At 63.4% G+C, this 16,713-nt stretch carries 20 protein-coding genes; 13 read left to right on the top strand and 7 right to left on the bottom strand.

What is annotated here, in order from left to right; all coding sequences use genetic code 11:
- Positions 1–56: 56 nt before the first annotated feature.
- A complete protein-coding gene (locus R3X27_RS20905; protein WP_317710836.1) occupies positions 57–689 on the top strand; it encodes a MarC family protein in 633 nt (210 codons plus the stop codon).
- Between the two features lie 32 nt (positions 690–721).
- On the opposite strand, the gene R3X27_RS20900 is transcribed toward R3X27_RS20905, so the two are convergent.
- Positions 722–1,648, bottom strand: a complete 927-nt coding sequence (locus R3X27_RS20900) for a glycine--tRNA ligase subunit alpha (protein WP_317710835.1) — start codon at positions 1,646–1,648, stop codon at positions 722–724.
- A gap of 324 nt (positions 1,649–1,972) precedes the next feature.
- Between R3X27_RS20900 and R3X27_RS20895 the strand changes: the two genes are divergently transcribed.
- Both R3X27_RS20895 and R3X27_RS20890 read left to right on the top strand, forming a co-directional pair.
- A complete protein-coding gene (locus R3X27_RS20895; protein ID WP_317710834.1) occupies positions 1,973–2,572 on the top strand; it encodes a sulfite oxidase heme-binding subunit YedZ in 600 nt (199 codons plus the stop codon).
- Positions 2,573–2,603: 31 nt separating this feature from the next.
- Positions 2,604–3,050 (top strand): YtoQ family protein, encoded by a 447-nt coding sequence (locus R3X27_RS20890; protein WP_317710833.1) that lies wholly within the window; start codon positions 2,604–2,606, stop codon positions 3,048–3,050.
- A 112-nt stretch (positions 3,051–3,162) separates the two neighbouring features.
- Here R3X27_RS20890 and rpsU read toward each other — a convergent pair whose 3' ends face one another.
- On the bottom strand, positions 3,163–3,369 hold the full coding sequence (gene rpsU, locus R3X27_RS20885) for a 30S ribosomal protein S21 (protein ID WP_005614280.1): 207 nt from the start codon (positions 3,367–3,369) through the stop codon (positions 3,163–3,165).
- A 116-nt stretch (positions 3,370–3,485) separates the two neighbouring features.
- Here rpsU and R3X27_RS20880 point away from each other — a divergent pair, with 116 nt between their 5' ends.
- From R3X27_RS20880 to aqpZ, 3 genes are all read left to right on the top strand, one after another.
- Positions 3,486–4,196, top strand: coding sequence for a COQ9 family protein (locus R3X27_RS20880; protein WP_317710832.1), 711 nt, complete (start codon positions 3,486–3,488; stop codon positions 4,194–4,196).
- A 57-nt stretch (positions 4,197–4,253) separates the two neighbouring features.
- On the top strand, positions 4,254–5,243 hold the full coding sequence (locus R3X27_RS20875) for an NAD(P)H-quinone oxidoreductase (protein ID WP_411572521.1): 990 nt from the start codon (positions 4,254–4,256) through the stop codon (positions 5,241–5,243).
- A gap of 109 nt (positions 5,244–5,352) precedes the next feature.
- Positions 5,353–6,057: an aquaporin Z gene (gene aqpZ, locus R3X27_RS20870; protein ID WP_317710831.1), complete on the top strand. Its 705-nt coding sequence runs from the start codon at positions 5,353–5,355 to the stop codon at positions 6,055–6,057.
- Positions 6,058–6,239: 182 nt separating this feature from the next.
- Here the strand turns inward: aqpZ and R3X27_RS20865 are convergent, their stop codons facing one another.
- Positions 6,240–6,869 carry a ribonuclease T2 gene (locus R3X27_RS20865; RefSeq protein ID WP_317710830.1) on the bottom strand — a complete coding sequence of 210 codons (630 nt, stop codon included), beginning with the start codon at positions 6,867–6,869 and terminating at the stop codon, positions 6,240–6,242.
- A 122-nt stretch (positions 6,870–6,991) separates the two neighbouring features.
- On the opposite strand from R3X27_RS20865, the gene R3X27_RS20860 reads away from it, so the two are divergent.
- Complete coding sequence (locus tag R3X27_RS20860; RefSeq protein WP_317710829.1) at positions 6,992–7,759, top strand: DUF1013 domain-containing protein; 768 nt, start codon at positions 6,992–6,994, stop codon at positions 7,757–7,759.
- 69 nt (positions 7,760–7,828) lie between these two features.
- Positions 7,829–9,331 carry a DUF6798 domain-containing protein gene (locus R3X27_RS20855; protein WP_317710828.1) on the top strand — a complete coding sequence of 501 codons (1,503 nt, stop codon included), beginning with the start codon at positions 7,829–7,831 and terminating at the stop codon, positions 9,329–9,331.
- Between the two features lie 6 nt (positions 9,332–9,337).
- Here R3X27_RS20855 and recR read toward each other — a convergent pair whose 3' ends face one another.
- The 4 genes from recR to R3X27_RS20835 form a co-directional block, all read right to left on the bottom strand.
- Positions 9,338–9,937, bottom strand: a complete 600-nt coding sequence (recR, locus tag R3X27_RS20850; protein ID WP_317710827.1) for a recombination mediator RecR — start codon at positions 9,935–9,937, stop codon at positions 9,338–9,340.
- Entirely contained in the window at positions 9,937–10,284 is a 348-nt protein-coding gene (locus tag R3X27_RS20845) for a YbaB/EbfC family nucleoid-associated protein (RefSeq protein ID WP_317710826.1), read from the bottom strand. The genes recR and R3X27_RS20845 overlap by 1 nt, the downstream gene beginning before the upstream one ends.
- A 77-nt stretch (positions 10,285–10,361) precedes the next feature.
- Entirely contained in the window at positions 10,362–10,991 is a 630-nt protein-coding gene (locus R3X27_RS20840) for a COG3650 family protein (protein ID WP_317710825.1), read from the bottom strand.
- Positions 10,988–11,809, bottom strand: coding sequence for an ABC transporter permease (locus R3X27_RS20835; RefSeq protein ID WP_317710824.1), 822 nt, complete (start codon positions 11,807–11,809; stop codon positions 10,988–10,990). Before R3X27_RS20835 ends, R3X27_RS20840 begins: the two co-directional genes overlap by 4 nt.
- A 132-nt stretch (positions 11,810–11,941) precedes the next feature.
- Here R3X27_RS20835 and cysQ point away from each other — a divergent pair, with 132 nt between their 5' ends.
- From cysQ to R3X27_RS20810, 5 genes are all read left to right on the top strand, one after another.
- A complete protein-coding gene (gene cysQ, locus R3X27_RS20830; RefSeq protein ID WP_317710823.1) occupies positions 11,942–12,742 on the top strand; it encodes a 3'(2'),5'-bisphosphate nucleotidase CysQ in 801 nt (266 codons plus the stop codon).
- Positions 12,739–13,539, top strand: coding sequence for a manno-octulosonate cytidylyltransferase (locus R3X27_RS20825; protein ID WP_317710822.1), 801 nt, complete (start codon positions 12,739–12,741; stop codon positions 13,537–13,539). Before cysQ ends, R3X27_RS20825 begins: the two co-directional genes overlap by 4 nt.
- Before the next feature lie 175 nt (positions 13,540–13,714).
- Positions 13,715–14,605 carry a UTP--glucose-1-phosphate uridylyltransferase GalU gene (gene galU / locus R3X27_RS20820; RefSeq protein WP_317710821.1) on the top strand — a complete coding sequence of 297 codons (891 nt, stop codon included), beginning with the start codon at positions 13,715–13,717 and terminating at the stop codon, positions 14,603–14,605.
- Positions 14,606–14,623: 18 nt separating this feature from the next.
- Entirely contained in the window at positions 14,624–15,607 is a 984-nt protein-coding gene (gene galE / locus R3X27_RS20815) for a UDP-glucose 4-epimerase GalE (RefSeq protein WP_317710820.1), read from the top strand.
- Positions 15,604–16,653 carry a glycosyltransferase family 2 protein gene (locus tag R3X27_RS20810; RefSeq protein ID WP_317710819.1) on the top strand — a complete coding sequence of 350 codons (1,050 nt, stop codon included), beginning with the start codon at positions 15,604–15,606 and terminating at the stop codon, positions 16,651–16,653. Before galE ends, R3X27_RS20810 begins: the two co-directional genes overlap by 4 nt.
- The last annotated feature ends 60 nt before the right edge of the window (positions 16,654–16,713 follow it).

Genomic DNA, 16,713 nt, shown 5'->3' with positions numbered 1-16,713 from the left:
TCCCTGTTCCGGCGTGGTAGCGCGCCAGTGAGGGCAACAGTTTGCAGGACCATCCCATGGAACCCGATTTCGCCATCAAGTTCTTCGGCGCGCTTTTCGCCATCATGAACCCGATCACCAACCTGCCGGTCTTTCTCGGCGTGACGGAGGGGGCGCCGCCGCAGGTGCAGCGCGCCATCGCGCTCAAGACGGCGAGCTATGTCACGATCATGGGCGTGGTGATCGCCTTTGCAGGCTCGGCGATCCTGAAGCTCTTCGGCATCGGCGTGGATGATTTCCGCGTCGCGGGCGGGCTGGTCGTCCTGCTCATCGCGCTGAACATGCTCAATGGCGGCGAGAGCGCTTCGCATCACGGCACCGAGGGAGAAAAGGACAGCTACCCTGACGCGGCGACTGTCGCCTTCTATCCGCTGACCTTCCCGATCCTGGTCGGGCCGGGCACGATCACGACGCTGATCCTGTTTTCCAGCCAGGCGCAGGGGCTTGGCGGCTGGATCACCTATTTCGCGGTGTTCGGCGGCATCGTGGCGGCGATTGCTCTGGTGTTCTGGTTTGCCGGCGATATCGGCAAGCACCTGTCGGGCACGGCGAAGGTGATCATGAGCCGGCTGATGGGCATGATCCTGGCCGCCATCGCGATCGACATGATCGCGACCGGGCTGAAAACCCTGCTGCCCGGGCTGGCCTGAGGCCAGCCGGCACATCTGCCGGGGTGGGGCCATCAGGCGCTCCAGCCGCCCGCTTCGGTCTGAACGAAGGCATCGGCGCATTTCTTTGCGAGCGCACGAACGCGGCCGATATAAGCCTGACGTTCGGTGACCGAGATCACGCCGCGCGCGTCCAGCAGGTTGAACAGGTGAGACGCCTTGATGCACTGGTCATAAGCCGGATGCGCCATGACGATGCGCTTGCCGGTCTTGGGATCGTCATGCTCCTTGCTGAGGATGTAGTCGCAATGCGTCTCCGCGTCCTCGAATTGCTTGAGCAGGACATCCGTATCGGCGGTGTCGAAATTCCAGCGCGAATACTCGGCCTCGGTCTGGCGGAAGACATCGCCATAGGTCAGCGGGATCGGCGCGTCGGGGCAGTTGAAGGGCATGTCCATCACATGATCGACGCCCAGCACATACATCGCCAGCCGTTCCAGCCCGTAGGTCAGCTCGCCGGAGACCGGCTTGCAATCATGCCCGCCGACCTGCTGAAAATAGGTAAACTGGCTGACTTCCATCCCGTCGCACCAAACCTCCCAGCCAAGACCCCAGGCACCGAGCGTCGGGCTCTCCCAGTCATCCTCTACGAAGCGGATGTCATGCAGGGCCATGTCGATGCCAATCGCTTGAAGCGAGCCGAGATAGAGCGCCTGGAGATCCGGCGGGCTCGGTTTGATCAGCACCTGGTACTGGTAGTAATGCTGCAACCGGTTGGGGTTCTCGCCGTAGCGGCCGTCGGTGGGGCGGCGCGAGGGCTGGACATAGGCGGCAGCCCAGGCCTTGGAACCGAGCGCGCGCAGCGTGGTGGCCGGGTGAAACGTTCCAGCGCCCACTTCCATGTCATAGGGCTGCAATACGGCGCAGCCTTTCTCCGCCCAGTAATTCTGCAGGTTCAGGATCACTTCCTGAAAACAGGTCGGTCGGCTGGTCTCGGTCATGGCGCTGTCCCGGTCTTGAATGGCTGCGCCGCTACCGGCGCGGGAGTTGCGCCTCAATAGGCGTGTGGTTCACCGGGGTCAATTGCGACGCACTCCGCAGGTGCGCCACCTGCAAGGAGGCGGGAGGCGCATGCCGGAGGGCGGTGAGGCCGCGCTTTGCTGCGCCGTTCCAACGCCGGACCTCGGGGACGCACCGGCGCCGGAACGAGCAACATGAGCCGAACAACAACCAAGGGCGGCGTCCAGTTTTCTCGACTTGTTCCGACAGATTTCGCACCGGCGGGCGTTCAAGCTGCAATCATGGCTCAAACTCACGGACTTCCCATGCTGAAACGCTTCTTCCCATATCTTCTCTGGTCGCTCCTCGCTCTGCCCGCCCTCGGCATGCTTTCCGAACTCATTTCCTCTTCCGACCCCCGGATCAGCCACCAGCTCCTCCACCCGACCGGCGAATTCGCCGCCCGCTTCATGATCATTGCCATGATGGCCACGCCGCTGACGCTGCTCCTGCCCGGCTGGCGCGGCCCCCGCTGGATGGTGAAGAATCGACGCTATTTCGGCGTCGCTGCCTTTGGGTATGCCGCCCTGCACACGATCTTCTACGTGATCGACAAGGGCGTCCTGGAGCGCATTCTCCAGCAGGCCACGCATTTCGACATGTGGACCGGCTGGCTCGCCTTCTTCATTTTCATCCCCCTCGCCGCGACCTCCTATAACGGCGCCATCCGTCGGTTGGGCCCAAAGGCGTGGAAATCCCTGCAACGCTGGACCTACCCGGCAGCCGTTCTGACGCTGCTCCACTGGGCTGCGCTGCACAATTGGGAGCACCCCGCCGCCGCCATCGTGCATTTCGCGCCGCTTGCACTTCTCGAGTGCTATCGTATCTGGTGGAACCTGAACCGCGCACGCACCGTGCCGGCATGACATCAGGGCCAAAGTGCCAATGGGAGGGAAAATGACGCTCAGGATCTATCTGTCTGGAGAAATCCACACCGACTGGCGTGAACAGATCATCGATGGGGCCAAGGGGCTGGATGTCAGCTTCGACAGCCCCGTGACCGATCATGCGGCCAGCGACGATTGCGGCGTGGCCATCCTCGGCGCTGAACCGGACAAGTTCTGGCATGATCACAAGGGCGCCAAGGTCAATGCGATTCGGACGCGGCGCGGCATCGGGCAGGCCGATATCGTGGTCGTCCGCTTTGGCGAGAAATACAAGCAGTGGAATGCGGCGTTCGACGCCGGATACGCCGCCGCTCTCGGAAAATCCCTTATCGTCATGCATGGTCCTGACCATCAGCATGCGTTGAAGGAAGTGGATGCAGCGGCGCTCGCCGTGACCGAGACACCTGCTCAGGTGGTTCAGATCCTGCGCTACGTGCTTGACAGCACGCTTCCATAACGTCTTCACCAAAAGAAAAACCCCCGCGCTTGCGCCGGGGGTTCCGTGACAAGGCGTTCGCCATGTCGATCTCTTTTGCGCCTTCAAGACGGCGCCGTTTGGCGTCCTCGTCTCAGAGGAGCCCTTCGCGCTGCGCTTTCTTCCGCGCCAGCTTGCGTGCACGGCGAATCGCCTCGGCTTTCTCGCGCGCCTTCTTCTCAGAAGGTTTCTCGAAGTGCTGCTTGAGCTTCATCTCACGGAAAACGCCTTCCCGTTGCAGCTTTTTCTTCAGAGCGCGGAGCGCCTGATCGACATTGTTGTCGCGAACACTAACCTGCATGTGGTTGTCACCACCTTTCTTGTAAGAGTTGCAATGATTGCAGGAGTGGCCCCTATAGCAAAGCATGGGTGGCCTGTCTACCTTGCCCGTAACGATTCGCCAGACCGGAGGCTTTCATGACCGAAACCGATACGCAGGCCGAACTGAAGTCGAAGCTTCTCGATGCCGCCCTGATGCATGTCACCTTCGACGGCTGGAGCGAAGAGACATTCCGTGCCGCCGCGAGGGATGCCGAGATCGATCCGGAAGTCGCCCGCGTGATCTGTCCGCGCGGCGCCGTGGACCTCGCGCTGGCCTATCACGAGCGTGGCGACGAGGAGATGCTCCGCCGTCTCGCGCTGGAGGATCTGCCGACGCTGCGCCTGCGGGACCGTATCGCCAGGGCCATCCGTTTCCGCATCGAGGCGATCGACGACCGCGAGGCCGTTCGCCGCGGCTCGGCGCTCTTTTCGCTGCCGCCTTATGCCGGCGACGGTGCGCGGGCGATCTGGGGCACCGCCGACAAGATCTGGACCGCGCTCGGCGACAATGCCGACGACATCAACTGGTACACCAAACGCGCCTCGCTGGCGGGCGTCTATTCGTCGACCATTCTCTACTGGCTCGGCGACGAGAGCAACGAGGCGGAGCGGACCTGGGCCTTTCTCGATGCGCGGGTCGATGACGTGATGAATCTCGAGCGGGTCCGCGCGCAGGTGACGGGGAACCCGGTAATGAAGCTGATCTTCGCCGGGCCAAACTGGCTCGCCGGCCAGATCCGCGCGCCGCGCAAGCGCGAGCAGGGCTTTCCCGGCAGCTGGGGCGACGACGAGACGCCCGGCGGGTGATTGCGCCCCGGAGCGAGACGAGTCAGAAGCGGGACAAGCTGAAAAGGAGTCCCCGTGATGAGCCTGCCCGAAGAGATGCGCGCCGTTGAAATCAGCAAGCCCGGTGGGCCGGACGTGCTCCAGCCCGTCACGCGGGAACTTCCGCAGCCGGGGCTCGGAGAGATCCTGATCCGGACGGAATGGGTCGGGGTGAACCGGCCTGACGCGCTGCAACGCGCCGGGCTTTACAAGGCACCGCCCGAGGCGAGCGATCTGCCGGGACTTGAGGCCTCGGGCGAAGTGGTCGCCATCGGGCCGGATGTCAGCGACTGGAAGCCCGGCGACAAGGTCTGCGCGCTGCTGCCAGGCGGCGGCTACGCGGAATACGTCACCACACCCGCCGCCCATGCCCTGCCCATCCCCGCCGGAATGGGGATGCGCGAGGCGGCCTGCCTGCCGGAGACGTTCTTCACCGTGTGGTCCAACGTCTTCGAGCGTGGCGGGCTCAAGGCGGGCGAACGCTTCCTGGTCCATGGCGGCTCCTCGGGGATCGGCACGACCGCGATCCAGCTCGCAAATGCTTTCGGCGCCCGGGTCTTCGCGACTGCAGGCTCGGCCGAGAAATGCGCGGCCTGCACCCGGCTCGGCGCCGAGCGGGCGATCAATTATCGCGAGGAAGATTTTGTCCCGATCCTACGGGCAGAAGGCGGCGCGGATCTGGTGCTCGACATGGTCGGCGGCGACTACATCCCGCGCAACGTCAAGGCGATGGCCGATGAGGGCCGGATGGTCTTCATCGCCTTCCTGCAAGGCCCCAAGGCGGAACTCAACTTCGCCCAGATCATGCTGCGCCGGCTGACCATCACCGGCTCGACCCTGCGTCCGCAATCCGATCTCGCCAAGGCGCGGATTGCCGAAGCGCTCAAGGCAAAGGTCTGGCCGTTGCTGGAGGCCGGCACGATCGCGCCGCTGGTCGATTCCGAGTTCTCTCTCGATGAGGTCGCAAAGGCCCATGCGCATATGGAAAGCTCGGGCCATATTGGCAAGATTGTTCTCAAAACCGCCTGACACCGCGCCTGCCGCAAGGAAAAGCTTCGCGGCAGGCCGATTCTGACGCAATCTCCTCACCGCGCGGCAGGATGCCTGCCTCAACGGACACAGATTCAGGAATTGCTTCATGACAAAGAAACTCTACGCGGAATTTTTCGGGACCTTCTGGCTGGTGCTCGGTGGTTGCGGCTCCGCCGTGTTGGCAACCGGCAACCTCGATGTCGGCATCGGCTGGCTCGGCGTTGCGCTCGCCTTTGGCCTGACCGTGATGACCATGGCCTTTGCGGTCGGCCACATCTCGGGGGGACATTTCAACCCTGCCGTAACGCTCGGCCTGACCATGGCCGGCAAGCATGACCGTGCGGAGCTCTTTCCCTATTGGGGCGCCCAAGTCGTTGGCGGGGTCGTCGCAGGGCTCGTCCTCTGGATTATCGCCAATGGCGCTGAAGGCTTCTCCTCGACCGGCAATTTCGCGCTGAACGGCTATGGCTCCGCCTCGCCCGGCGGTTACGGCGTCTTCGCGGCGCTTGTGACCGAGATCGTCATGACGGCAATGTTCCTGCTCATCATTCTCGGCGCCACCTCGAAGAACGCCAGCGCAGCCTTCGCCCCCATCGCCATCGGGCTCGGCCTGACACTGATCCACCTGATATCGATCCCGGTCACCAATACGTCGGTCAATCCGGCCCGCTCAACCGGTGTTGCCTTGTTCGGCGGCGGCACGGCCATGCTCCAGCTCTGGCTGTTCTGGCTGGCGCCACTGGCCGGGGCCGCGCTTGGCGCGATGATCTGGAAACTGATGGAGCCTGACCAACTGGACGACGCAAGCTAAGAGGATCTGGCGGCCGGCTCTCTGAGCCGGCCGCAATTCTCAGAGCCACAGGTTGACTGGCACGGAAGCAAGACGATTGCGCGATGCCAGCGTCAACCCACTGCCCAGCGCAGGCGCGGCCAGCAGCTACCGAACAATCCGCTCTATCCGATTGGCCCCATCAAGGAGAAATCGTTAGCTGGTTACCGCACCGGATCCAACAATGCGTCGCTCAACGTGCAATCCCGCGACGCCTTCGTCGAACAATAACGCGGCACGAGCCCCTTGGAGAAACAGATCCGCGTCTCGGCGATCCGCCCGTCCCTGCAGGTCACGGTCACCATATCCGGTTTCAGCGCCGGATTCGCCTCCAACCATGCCTCCTCGATCACGCTGGCGGGAACGGCCACCGCCTTGTCCAGCTTGCGCAGCACCTCCGGGCGCGAGACGCTTTCATAAGCTTCCCGCGAAAGATCGAAATACTCCGTGGACGAAAGCCCCGAGCAGCGCCCGTGCTTCTTCCACTGATACCAGGCCAGTCCTGACGAGCCCATGATATCGGCCATCGCCGCCGTCTCGCCCTTGGACGGGTTGCGTTCGTTGGACGGGCAATTCGCGGGCCAGCCATCCTCATATTGCGGCCAGAGCCCATGCAGCACCCAGCCATGCCCGGTGCCGTCATCGCATTGCTCATAGCCCTTCGCATCGCCCTGCAACGCACAGAAGTTCGGCGTCCAGCTCAGGGCCATGACATAATAGTCGAAATCCCCCGGACGCTCACCGTCCGCATACGCCGCCCCCGCGAGAGCCGCCCACATAACCAACCAACGCATTTGCACTTCCCTTTCTGGCTTATCGGGCTTATATCCCCCACAATTCCCGAAAACGAGGAAAAGCGGCCCGAAAGGTCGCGGCCGTTTCCCGGCCACGGGAGATTTGTGCGAAGGAGGCAGAAATGAACAAGCCGCTCATGGCAAAAGCGACCGCCGTCTGGCTGGTCGACAACACGACGATCAGCTTCAAGCAGATCGCCGATTTCTGTGGGCTGCACGAGCTGGAAGTCCAGGGCATCGCCGATGGCGACGTTGCCGCCGGCGTGAAGGGGTTCGACCCGGTCGCCAACAACCAGCTCGACCAGATCGAGATCGACCGGGCCGAGAAGGACCCGATTCACAAGCTCAAGCTCAAGTACAACGCCGCCGCGGTCGGTGAGGAAAAGCGCCGCGGCCCGCGCTACACCCCGCTCTCCAAGCGCCAGGACCGTCCGAACTCGATCCTCTGGCTGGTCAAGTTCCACCCAGAGCTGACCGATGGACAGATCTCCAAGCTGGTCGGTACGACCAAGCCCACCATCCAGTCGATCCGCGAGCGCACGCATTGGAACATTTCCAACATGCAGCCCATCGACCCGGTGGCCCTTGGTCTGTGCAAGCAGACCGAACTTGACGCGGTCGTGCAGAAAGCGGCCGCCAAGCGCGCCGCCGACGGCGACGTGATGACCGATGACGAGCGCCGCAAGCTGGTCTCGACCGAACAATCCCTGGCAGCAGAGCCGGAGCCGAAGATCCCGAGCTCGATCTCGGGGCTGGAGACCTTTACGCTTGGTGGCGATCCGCGCGGCGACGACGAGGACAACCAGGACCCGATTGTCGATGCTGACAGCTTCTTCAACCTGCCCGACAAGGACACGGACGACGAAGACGACGAGGACGACAACCGTTAAGCCCCGGGTGCCGGGGCGCCCTGCCCCGGCCCGTTGCCGCCTCCGGCCAATTCCGCAGGAGCTTGTGCGATGACGATTCCGCCCCGGCCGGACCGCCTCTCCAGGGTCTCGCTCCGCGCGATCCGGATTGGGTTCTCTGCGATGTTCATCGCCGCGACCTGGATGGCGCCGCTCTATTTCTCGAACCAGAACACCAAGTTCCTGCACGGGCTGGCGACGGCCTTTCCCGAACGTCTCGGCGCCGACTGGACGGCAGGAACCGCAGATGGGCTGCCCCTTTTCTCGGCCCTCGTGCATGCGGTCGCCGCCTGGGCCGACCCGCTCCTCTTCTACGCCATCGAAGCGGCGCTGCTGGTCGTCATGGCGCTGTCGCTGCTCGAAATCACGCGCCGCATGGCACCGACGCATGGCCGGAGCGCCGCTTTCATCCTGATTGCCGCCGCCTGCTTCGTGGGCCTCGTGCATCCGCCGCAGGAAGACAGCCTGCGCGGCGTGGCCGGCCAATACATGATGCGCGGCTACCTGCAGCCCTCGGAATTCGGCATTCTCTTCCTGCCGGCGGTCCTTCTCGCAATGGACCGCCGCGCCTCCGCGCTGATCGTCATGGCGCTGCCCGCCGCGATCCACCCAGCCTATATCCCGATCTCGGGGATCGGCGTGGCCATCATCCTCTGGGACCGTTGGCGCGCCGGGGTGCGGCTGCCACTTGTCGCCACCGGTTGTGCGCTGGCGCTGCTCATCCTGCCCCCGCTCTACCTCGCGTTCCGCTTCGCGCCGACCGATCCGGACCTCTTCGCCGAAGCCAACCGCATCCTTGCTTTTGAGCGCATCCCGCATCATTCCGACCCCTGGCAATGGGCGGATGGGACCGCGCTGCGCAAGCTCGCGATCACGCTGGCGGCGCTGGCCGTGACACCGCGCGGCATTCTGCGTGGGATGCTTCTGGCCCTGCTGGCCCTGGCAGCCGGCGGGACAGCGTTCGTCGCAGTGACCGGCAATGCGGAACTGGCCCTCATGGCCCCCTGGCGCGCCTCCATCGTGATCGTCCCCCTAGCCGCCGCTATCCTGATCGGCTGGCTTCTTGAGCGGGGGCTGCAATTGGTTCGGGACCGCCGGCTGGTCCTTGCCGCAACCGCCGGAACGCTGCTCTGGGCGGGGTGGGCTGCTCTGGACGGGATGGCAATCAAGGCGCACCAGATCGTCAAGGGCGACTCTCCCGATCATATTGCCTTCGCCCGTACGCATCAGCGCCCCGGGGATCTCTATCTCACGCCCCCCGACATGGCCGATTTCCGGCTCGACGCGATGGTGGCGCAGTTCGTCACACGGAAGACCCACCCCTATCTCGACCGGGAGGTCATTGAATGGGATCGGCGGTTGCGTCTTGCCGAGAGGGTCTTCCCGGCAGGTCAGGCAATGGAATGTGACGCGCTGTCAAAGACCGTTACCAGCTACGCGATCAGCCATGTTCTGTTGAAAAAGGACAGACTGCCAACGCAGCTCTGCGCAGGACTCTCGCCGCTCTTCGAAGGCAAAAGCCACGTGATCCTTGCCGTGATGGCACCGGGCTGACGCGGATCAGAACGCCTTGCGCGCGCGCAGAGCGGCGCTGATCGTGCCATCATCGAGATAGTCCAGCTCGCCGCCAACCGGGACGCCCTGAGCCAGCGAGGTCACCGGAACTCCCATGCGTTCGAGCTGTTCGGCGATGTAATGGGCGGTGGTCTGACCGTCGATGGTGGCGTTGAGAGCGAGGATCACCTCCGTGATCTGCTCCTGCTCGACACGTTCAATCAGGCGCGGGATGCGCAACTCCTCCGGCCCGACGGAATCCAGCGCCGAGAGTGTTCCGCCGAGGACGTGATACCGGCCGCGAAACACGGCGGCGCGCTCCATGGCCCAGAGATCGGCCACATCCTCGACGACACAGATCTCGCCGGTGGCCCGTTTCCCGGAGCTGCAGATCTCGCAGATCTCACTCGTGCCGACATTTCCGCAATTGACGCATTCGCGCGCCGAGACGGCAACATTACGCATCGCGTCGGCCAACGGCATGAGCAGCTGGCCGCGCTTCTTGATCAGTTGCAGCACCGCGCGGCGGGCCGAGCGCGGGCCGAGCCCGGGCAGGCGGGCCATCAGCTCGATCAGCTCCTCGATATCGCGCGGCGCCTCCGCCATCAGAGGCCGGGAATGTCCATGCCGGCGGGCAGGCCGAGCTCGGAGGTGAGCTTTTCCATCTCCTCCTTGGACTTCTGCGCGGCCTTGCTCTGGGCGTCCTTGATCGCGGCAAGGATCAGGTCCTCGACGACCTCCTTCTCGTCCGGGTTGAAAATCGACGGATCGATCTCAAGCCCGGTCAGCTCGCCCTTGGCAGTGGCGCGCGCCCGGACCAGGCCAGCGCCGCTTTCGCCGATAACGACCGTGTTCTCGAGGTCCGACTGGAGCGCGGCCATCTTGCCCTGCATCTCCTGCGCCTTCTTCATCATCTTGGCCATGTCGCCGAGATTGCCGAGCCCTTTCAGCATGGGGTTCTCCTGTCTGGTGTTGTCACGCTTTGGCCCCTGAATGCCCGCGATTGCGCCGGGAGGCAAGCGGGGCGGGGCTAGCGCCGGTCGAGCGTGCAGCAGCCGGACTGAAGCGTCACGCCGCCGGGGTCCTGCCACAGAAGCTTGACATACCAGCCATAGGTTCGGTCAGCCATGCCATCGGAGCACTCTGCGGCCTCAATGAAACCGGTCAAATCCCCTCCTCCGTGATTCATCGCGAAAGCGTAGGTGAGACCACGCGGGGTGAGCCGACTGGACGCGGCGCGGATGGGGTGGCTTTGCGTCTCGGCGTCTGGCGCGGAGTAGGTTGCGGTTCCCTGCCCGAAGTCGAGAGACCAGAACGGTTCGTTGCCATGACAGCGCATGCCGTCGGGAATGTCTCCTTCCGGAAGGGGTTCGCCGACGAGATAGCGCATCGAAACCCAGCCATCGAGCTCCCCGCTGCCAATCCGACCCCATTTGCCGGTCTCGTCCAGCGCGGTGACCTCGAGCCCTGTCGTGTCGGGCGCGAGCACGCCGAGAATCGCGGCCGAAGCGGAGGGCGCCGCGCGGACATTCAACGAGTCGTCGGCGGCAACGCCTGTGACGCCGTGAAGGCCGGGAATGAAGGGGTCGTTTGACGGCTGTGCTTGCGCCACCGGGGCGAAAAGGACGACCAGCAAGAAAAGGGCTGCACGTAAGATCATCGTTTCGCCTGCCAGGAGATAGACGCGTTTTTGCGCGTGAAATGCTCGCCCAGCATCCCGATGAACAGAAGGCCGATGCTCAACCAGAACGGATAGGCGATATTGGAGAAGTGCGGATTGTAGTTGATGAAGACGAAGCCGCGACACTGGTCGATCGTGTGAAAAAGCGGGTTCCAGGTGAAGAAGGCGAGCATGTAACTCGGCATCTGGTTGGCAACGAACATCTTGCCCGAGGCGATCATATTGGCGCGTGAATAGACCGACGATGCAATCTGCGTGAATCCGGGGAACCATGGCTTGATGGACAGGAATACCATGCCGATGGCGACACCGGAGAACCAGGAGAGCAGCAGCATGCCCATGGCGCCAACGGGCTTGTCGATCACGATGGGGGTAAAGGCGAGATGGTAGACACCGAGGATGATGACCATCGACAGGATCTGGATATAGAGGGAGCCGAGGGCTGCTGAGGCGATGGCGATGACCGTATTCATCGGCGCATGCTTCATCATCGCCGAGGCAGGACCCTCCGATTGAACGACGGCGCTCATCGCCTTGGTGTGGACCATGAAGAGGAAGATGCCCGACATGATGTAGAGCAGGAAGTCGCCGCGCAGTGCGGAACCACGCCACCCCATGAAACTGAACATCATGAAGAAGGCCAGGACGAAGACAACCGTCTGCATCATGTTCATCAACAGGCCGACCACCGCGTTTCCATGCGTCTTGCGCAGGTTCCGCACGGTGGCGTGATAGATCAGCGCCAACAGCCGGAGGGCCGATCCCGTGCTCGTCTGCGGTTTGGATGCCTGGAACATGTGGATGAATTGTCGCTCTTGGGCCGGGGCTCTTTCTTTCTGACAAGGAAATCTTGCCGTTCCCTTGACGCGGAACGATAAGGAGCGAAACACGATATATCAACGAATTCGCCTGACCCCGGGAGCGCGACTATGGATTATGACCGCCTGAGCACAGTTACGCGACGCCTGGCACTGGAAGCAGGCGACACGATCATGGAGATCTACAATTCCGATGATTTCGAGGTGAAGGCAAAATCGGATGCGAGCCCCGTTACCGCAGCCGATGAAGCGGCGGATGCGCTGATTTCCGCCGGTCTGGCAGAAGCTTTCCCCGATGTGCTGATCGTGACCGAGGAGCAGGCCGGAACGCATACGGAAAGCGCGGCGAACTTCCTGATTGTCGACCCGCTCGACGGCACCAAGGAATTCATCAAGCGCCGCGGTGAGTTCACCGTGAACATTGCCTATGTGGAAAACGGCGTTCCGGTACGCGGCGTTGTATATGCCCCCGCCAAGGGCCGGCTGTTCTACACCGATGCCTCCGGCCAGTCCGTCGAGGAAACGGGCGGATTTGCCAAGGACGCCGCCGGGCCGATTTCCCCGATCAAGGTCACCACGCCCGACAATGGTGCGCTGATGGTCGTGGCTTCCAAGTCGCATCGCGATCAGGCGACCGACGACTACATCGCCAAGTACAACACCAAGGACATGACCTCGGCCGGCTCTTCGCTGAAATTCTGCCTTGTTGCGGCAGGCGAGGCGGATCTTTACCCGCGGCTCGGTCGGACGATGGAATGGGATACGGCAGCCGCCGACGCGGTGCTGCGCGGCGCGGGCGGAAAGATGGTCCGCTTCGACGACCATTCCGATTTCACCTATGGCAAGCCCGGCTACGAGAACCCGTTCTTCATCGCCTTTGCCCCCGGCGTAGAGCTGAAGCCCGCCTCATGAGCGTCCTGATCGCCATTCCCGCCCGCTACGCCTCGCATCGCTACCCCGGCAAGCCGCTTGTTCCGCTCAAGGGCGTAAGCGGCGAGGGACGAACGCTGATCCAACGCAGTTGGGAAGCGGCAATAGCAGTCGACGGCGTGGATCGTGTCGTCGTGGCGACCGACGATGCGCGGATCCGCGACGAGGCGGAAAGCTTCGGTGCCGAAGTCGTCATGACCTCGGAAGCCTGTGCAAATGGCACCGAACGCTGCGCCGAAGCCCATGCCAATCTTGGCGGCGGCTACGAGATCGTCGTCAACCTGCAGGGCGACGCACCGCTGACACCGGCCTGGTTTGTCTTCGATCTTCTGAAGGGCCTCCAGGCCGACAGCCAGGCACAGATCGCCACGCCGGTGCTGCGCTGCGACGGCCGCGCGCTGTCGGCGCTCAAGGGCGACCGCGCGGAGGGTCGCGTGGGCGGGACCACCGCTGTCTTCGATTCCGGCAACCGGGCACTCTACTTCTCCAAGGAAGTGGTCCCCTACACCGCAACCGTCTATGCGTCCGAAGTGGAGACCCCGGTCTTCCACCATGTTGGCGTCTATGCGTACAGGGCCGAGGCGCTCGCCGCCTACCCGACCTGGCCGCATGGCCCGCTCGAGGCGCTGGAAGGGCTGGAACAGCTGCGGTTCCTCGAGAATGGACGCCATGTGCTCTGCGTCGAGGTCGAAGCGCGAGGGCGGCAGTTCTGGGAGTTGAACAATCCGCAGGATGTGCCGCGTCTTGAGGCAATGATGGCAGAGATGGGGATCGAATGACCTCAAAACTTGCACAATTCTCAAGCAAGACTGCCCACATGTTAACCAAGCGGGGGCAAGTGTCGCCCCATAACCGAGTATTTGGAGGGGACTTTCCGTAGGGGTATCCGTTAGGTTCCGACTGGAATTCTCTGGAATAGGCGCGGCCCGAAGCCGCGAAGAAAGGACGTACGTAATGCAGCGCAAGGTTACGAAAGCCGTATTCCCGGTCGCAGGCATGGGGACAAGGTTCCTGCCGGCGACGAAATCGGTGCCGAAGGAGATCATGACGCTGGTTGACCGCCCCTTGATCCAATACGCGATCGACGAAGCGCGCGCGGCCGGCATCACCGATTTCATTTTCGTTACGTCGCGCGGCAAGAGCGCGCTGGAAGACTATTTCGACACGTCGTCCGAACTCGAGACTTCCCTGCGCAACAAGGGCAAGGACGACCTGCTGGAAGTTCTGCAGCAAACCAACATGCCAAGCGGCGCCATCGCCTATATCCGCCAGCACCAGGCGCTCGGCCTCGGTCACGCGGTCTGGTGCGCGCGGCGTCTGATCGGCGACGAGCCATTCGCGGTGATGCTGCCGGATGACGTTATCTCCGGCAAAAAGCCCTGCCTGCAGCAGATGGTCGAAGCCTATGAGGAGACCGGCGGCAGCATGGTCGCGGCGATGGAAGTGCCCGACGAGAAGGCATCCGCCTATGGAATTCTCGATGTGGATTCCGAGGACGGAGCGAAGATCCGGGTCAAGGGCATGGTCGAGAAACCCGAAGCGGGCACGGCTCCGTCGAACCTTGCGGTGATCGGACGCTATATCCTGACCCCGAGCGTGTTGGAAAACATCAACCGGGCGAAATCCGGCGCTGGCGGCGAGATCCAGCTCACGGACGCGATCTCCGACGAGATCCGGGCCGGGCGGAACGTCTTTGGATACCGCTTCGACGGCAAGCGCTTCGATTGCGGCTCCAAGGCCGGGTTCCTGCAGGCCACGGTGGCCTTCGGACTCGACCGCGAAGATCTGCGTGACGAATTCTCCCATTATCTTGAAGACCTGATGGCGCTACGTAACGCCGAGTAATCAAATCGGGACCGCAAGATGACCAAGATCCTCGTTACGGGCGGTGCGGGCTATATCGGCTCGCACGCCTGCAAGGTGCTCGCCCGCGAGGGCTACACCCCTGTCACCTTCGACAACATCTCGACCGGCTGGGAAGATGCGGTCCAGTTCGGCCCGCTCGAAAAGGGCGATCTGCTGGATCGCGCCAGGCTGGACGAGGTCTTCGCCACGCACAAACCGGACGCGATCATGCATTTCGCGGCGCTCAGCCAGGTGGGCGAGTCGATGCACGAGCCGGGTTGGTACTGGCGCTCCAATGTCGGCGGCGCGGCCAATCTCTGCGAGGCGGCCGTGGCGGCTGGTTGCGAGAAGTTCATCTTCTCATCGACCTGCGCCACCTATGGCGACCAGGACGGCGTGGTACTGGACGAAAACTCCAAGCAGATGCCGATCAATGCCTATGGCGCTTCCAAGCGGGCCATCGAGGATATCCTCGACAATTTCGAGGCCAGCTTCGGCCTGAAGCGGGTGATCTATCGCTATTTCAACGTCGCTGGCGGCGATGAAGAGGCGCAGGTCGGCGAGTTTCACCGCCCCGAGACCCACCTGATCCCGCTCGTGCTGGACGCCATCGATGGACGCCGGCCGAAACTCACCGTCTATGGCACCGATTACGACACGCCGGACGGCACCTGCATTCGCGACTATGTCCATGTGATGGATCTGGTCGAGGCGCATGTTCTGGGGCTGAAATGGCTCGAATCGGGCAAGCAGAGCCGCGAGTTCAACCTCGGCACCGGCTCCGGCTTCTCCGTCCGCGAAGTTATGGATGCCGCGGGCCAGGTCACCAACCGGCCCGTGCCCTATGACGAGGGACCGCGCCGGGCAGGCGACGCGACCAAGCTTGTCTCCGGCTCCAGCCGGGCCATCGACGAGCTGGGCTGGAAGCCGCGCCGCTCGACCATGCCGCAGATGATCGAAGATGCCTGGCGCTGGCACCAGACCGGCGCCTACGAGAAGTGACGCTGGCGCCGGAAGGTGAGCCTGCCGGCCCAGTTCAATGGGCGCGCGACGCCCTCCGCCTGCGCTGGAAACGGCGCAGGACCCTCTGGCGGTCTCTGCGCAGCCGACACCAGCTTGACAGCGTCGTCGACCGGACGGGGGCGATCCGCTCCGGACAGATCCTCGCCTTCACAACCCTGCGAAACGAGATCGACCGGCTCCCCCACTTCATGGAGCATAACCGGCTGCTTGGCGTGTCGCATTTCCTCGTCGTGGACAATGACAGCGATGACGGCTCGGCGGAATGGCTGGCCGAGCAGCCGGATGTCTCGCTCTGGAGCACGGGCGCGAGCTACAAGGCGTCCCGCTTCGGCGTCGACTGGCTGGGCTGGTTGCAGATGCGCCACGGGCATGGGCACTGGTGCCTGACGGTCGATGCGGACGAGTTGCTGCTGATCCCGCATTGGCCGCAGCGCACCCTTTCCGATCTCTCGGCCTGGCTCGAGGAACGCGGGGACGTGGCGTTTGGCGCCCTGATGCTGGACCTCTACCCGAAAGGGCCGCTTGCCGAGACAGACCACCGCCCCGGCGCACGCCCTCTGGAGACATTGGCTTTCTTCGATGCCGCACCCTACCGCGCGCGGCGCAAGGCTTTCGAATGGAATCTCTGGGTACAGGGCGGTGTCCGTGATCGGCTCTTCTTCGCCGACCGCCCCCAGCAGGCACCGACCTTGAACAAGCTACCGTTTATCCGCTGGAATCGCCGCTACGCCTACCGCAACTCCACCCATTCGATTCTACCGCGCCATCTAAATCTCTCCTATGACGGCCCCGGCGACGACAGGGCGAGCGGGATATTGCTGCACACGAAATTCCTTCCCTCCGCGGTCGAGCGTTCCGTGATCGAGAAGCGGCGGCGCGAACATTTCGGCTCACCCGGCCAGTACGATGCCTATTACGATGCAATTGCGGCCAATCCGGATCTCTGGACCGTGGATTCGGTCCGCTTGCGTGACTGGCGCCAGCTGGAAGAGCTTGGATTGTTGTCGCGCGGGGCGTGGCGCTGAAGCGACGTCGGGCGGGCGCGCCAAACGGGGCGGTTTACCGCACCGGATCCATTAACTATC

The sequence above is a fragment of the Tropicimonas sp. TH_r6 genome, assembly GCF_033101155.1.
In the GTDB taxonomy this organism is placed as follows: domain Bacteria; phylum Pseudomonadota; class Alphaproteobacteria; order Rhodobacterales; family Rhodobacteraceae; genus Tropicimonas.
The sequence above is the reverse complement of the archived record's forward strand: the minus strand, read 5'-3'. Positions and strand labels throughout refer to the sequence as shown.

Bases quoted from the DNA above. Each gene is read 5' to 3' on its own strand.
- R3X27_RS20905 (WP_317710836.1), top strand. From the start codon at position 57: ATGGAACCCGATTTCGCCATCAAGTTCTTCGGCGCGCTTTTCGCCATC.
- R3X27_RS20900 (WP_317710835.1), bottom strand. From the start codon at position 1,648: ATGACCGAGACCAGCCGACCGACCTGTTTTCAGGAAGTGATCCTGAAC.
- R3X27_RS20895 (WP_317710834.1), top strand. From the start codon at position 1,973: ATGCTGAAACGCTTCTTCCCATATCTTCTCTGGTCGCTCCTCGCTCTG.
- R3X27_RS20890 (WP_317710833.1), top strand. From the start codon at position 2,604: ATGACGCTCAGGATCTATCTGTCTGGAGAAATCCACACCGACTGGCGT.
- rpsU (WP_005614280.1), bottom strand. From the start codon at position 3,369: ATGCAGGTTAGTGTTCGCGACAACAATGTCGATCAGGCGCTCCGCGCT.
- R3X27_RS20880 (WP_317710832.1), top strand. From the start codon at position 3,486: ATGACCGAAACCGATACGCAGGCCGAACTGAAGTCGAAGCTTCTCGAT.
- R3X27_RS20875 (WP_411572521.1), top strand. From the start codon at position 4,254: ATGAGCCTGCCCGAAGAGATGCGCGCCGTTGAAATCAGCAAGCCCGGT.
- aqpZ (WP_317710831.1), top strand. From the start codon at position 5,353: ATGACAAAGAAACTCTACGCGGAATTTTTCGGGACCTTCTGGCTGGTG.
- R3X27_RS20865 (WP_317710830.1), bottom strand. From the start codon at position 6,869: ATGCGTTGGTTGGTTATGTGGGCGGCTCTCGCGGGGGCGGCGTATGCG.
- R3X27_RS20860 (WP_317710829.1), top strand. From the start codon at position 6,992: ATGAACAAGCCGCTCATGGCAAAAGCGACCGCCGTCTGGCTGGTCGAC.
- R3X27_RS20855 (WP_317710828.1), top strand. From the start codon at position 7,829: ATGACGATTCCGCCCCGGCCGGACCGCCTCTCCAGGGTCTCGCTCCGC.
- recR (WP_317710827.1), bottom strand. From the start codon at position 9,937: ATGGCGGAGGCGCCGCGCGATATCGAGGAGCTGATCGAGCTGATGGCC.
- R3X27_RS20845 (WP_317710826.1), bottom strand. From the start codon at position 10,284: ATGCTGAAAGGGCTCGGCAATCTCGGCGACATGGCCAAGATGATGAAG.
- R3X27_RS20840 (WP_317710825.1), bottom strand. From the start codon at position 10,991: ATGATCTTACGTGCAGCCCTTTTCTTGCTGGTCGTCCTTTTCGCCCCG.
- R3X27_RS20835 (WP_317710824.1), bottom strand. From the start codon at position 11,809: ATGTTCCAGGCATCCAAACCGCAGACGAGCACGGGATCGGCCCTCCGG.
- cysQ (WP_317710823.1), top strand. From the start codon at position 11,942: ATGGATTATGACCGCCTGAGCACAGTTACGCGACGCCTGGCACTGGAA.
- R3X27_RS20825 (WP_317710822.1), top strand. From the start codon at position 12,739: ATGAGCGTCCTGATCGCCATTCCCGCCCGCTACGCCTCGCATCGCTAC.
- galU (WP_317710821.1), top strand. From the start codon at position 13,715: ATGCAGCGCAAGGTTACGAAAGCCGTATTCCCGGTCGCAGGCATGGGG.
- galE (WP_317710820.1), top strand. From the start codon at position 14,624: ATGACCAAGATCCTCGTTACGGGCGGTGCGGGCTATATCGGCTCGCAC.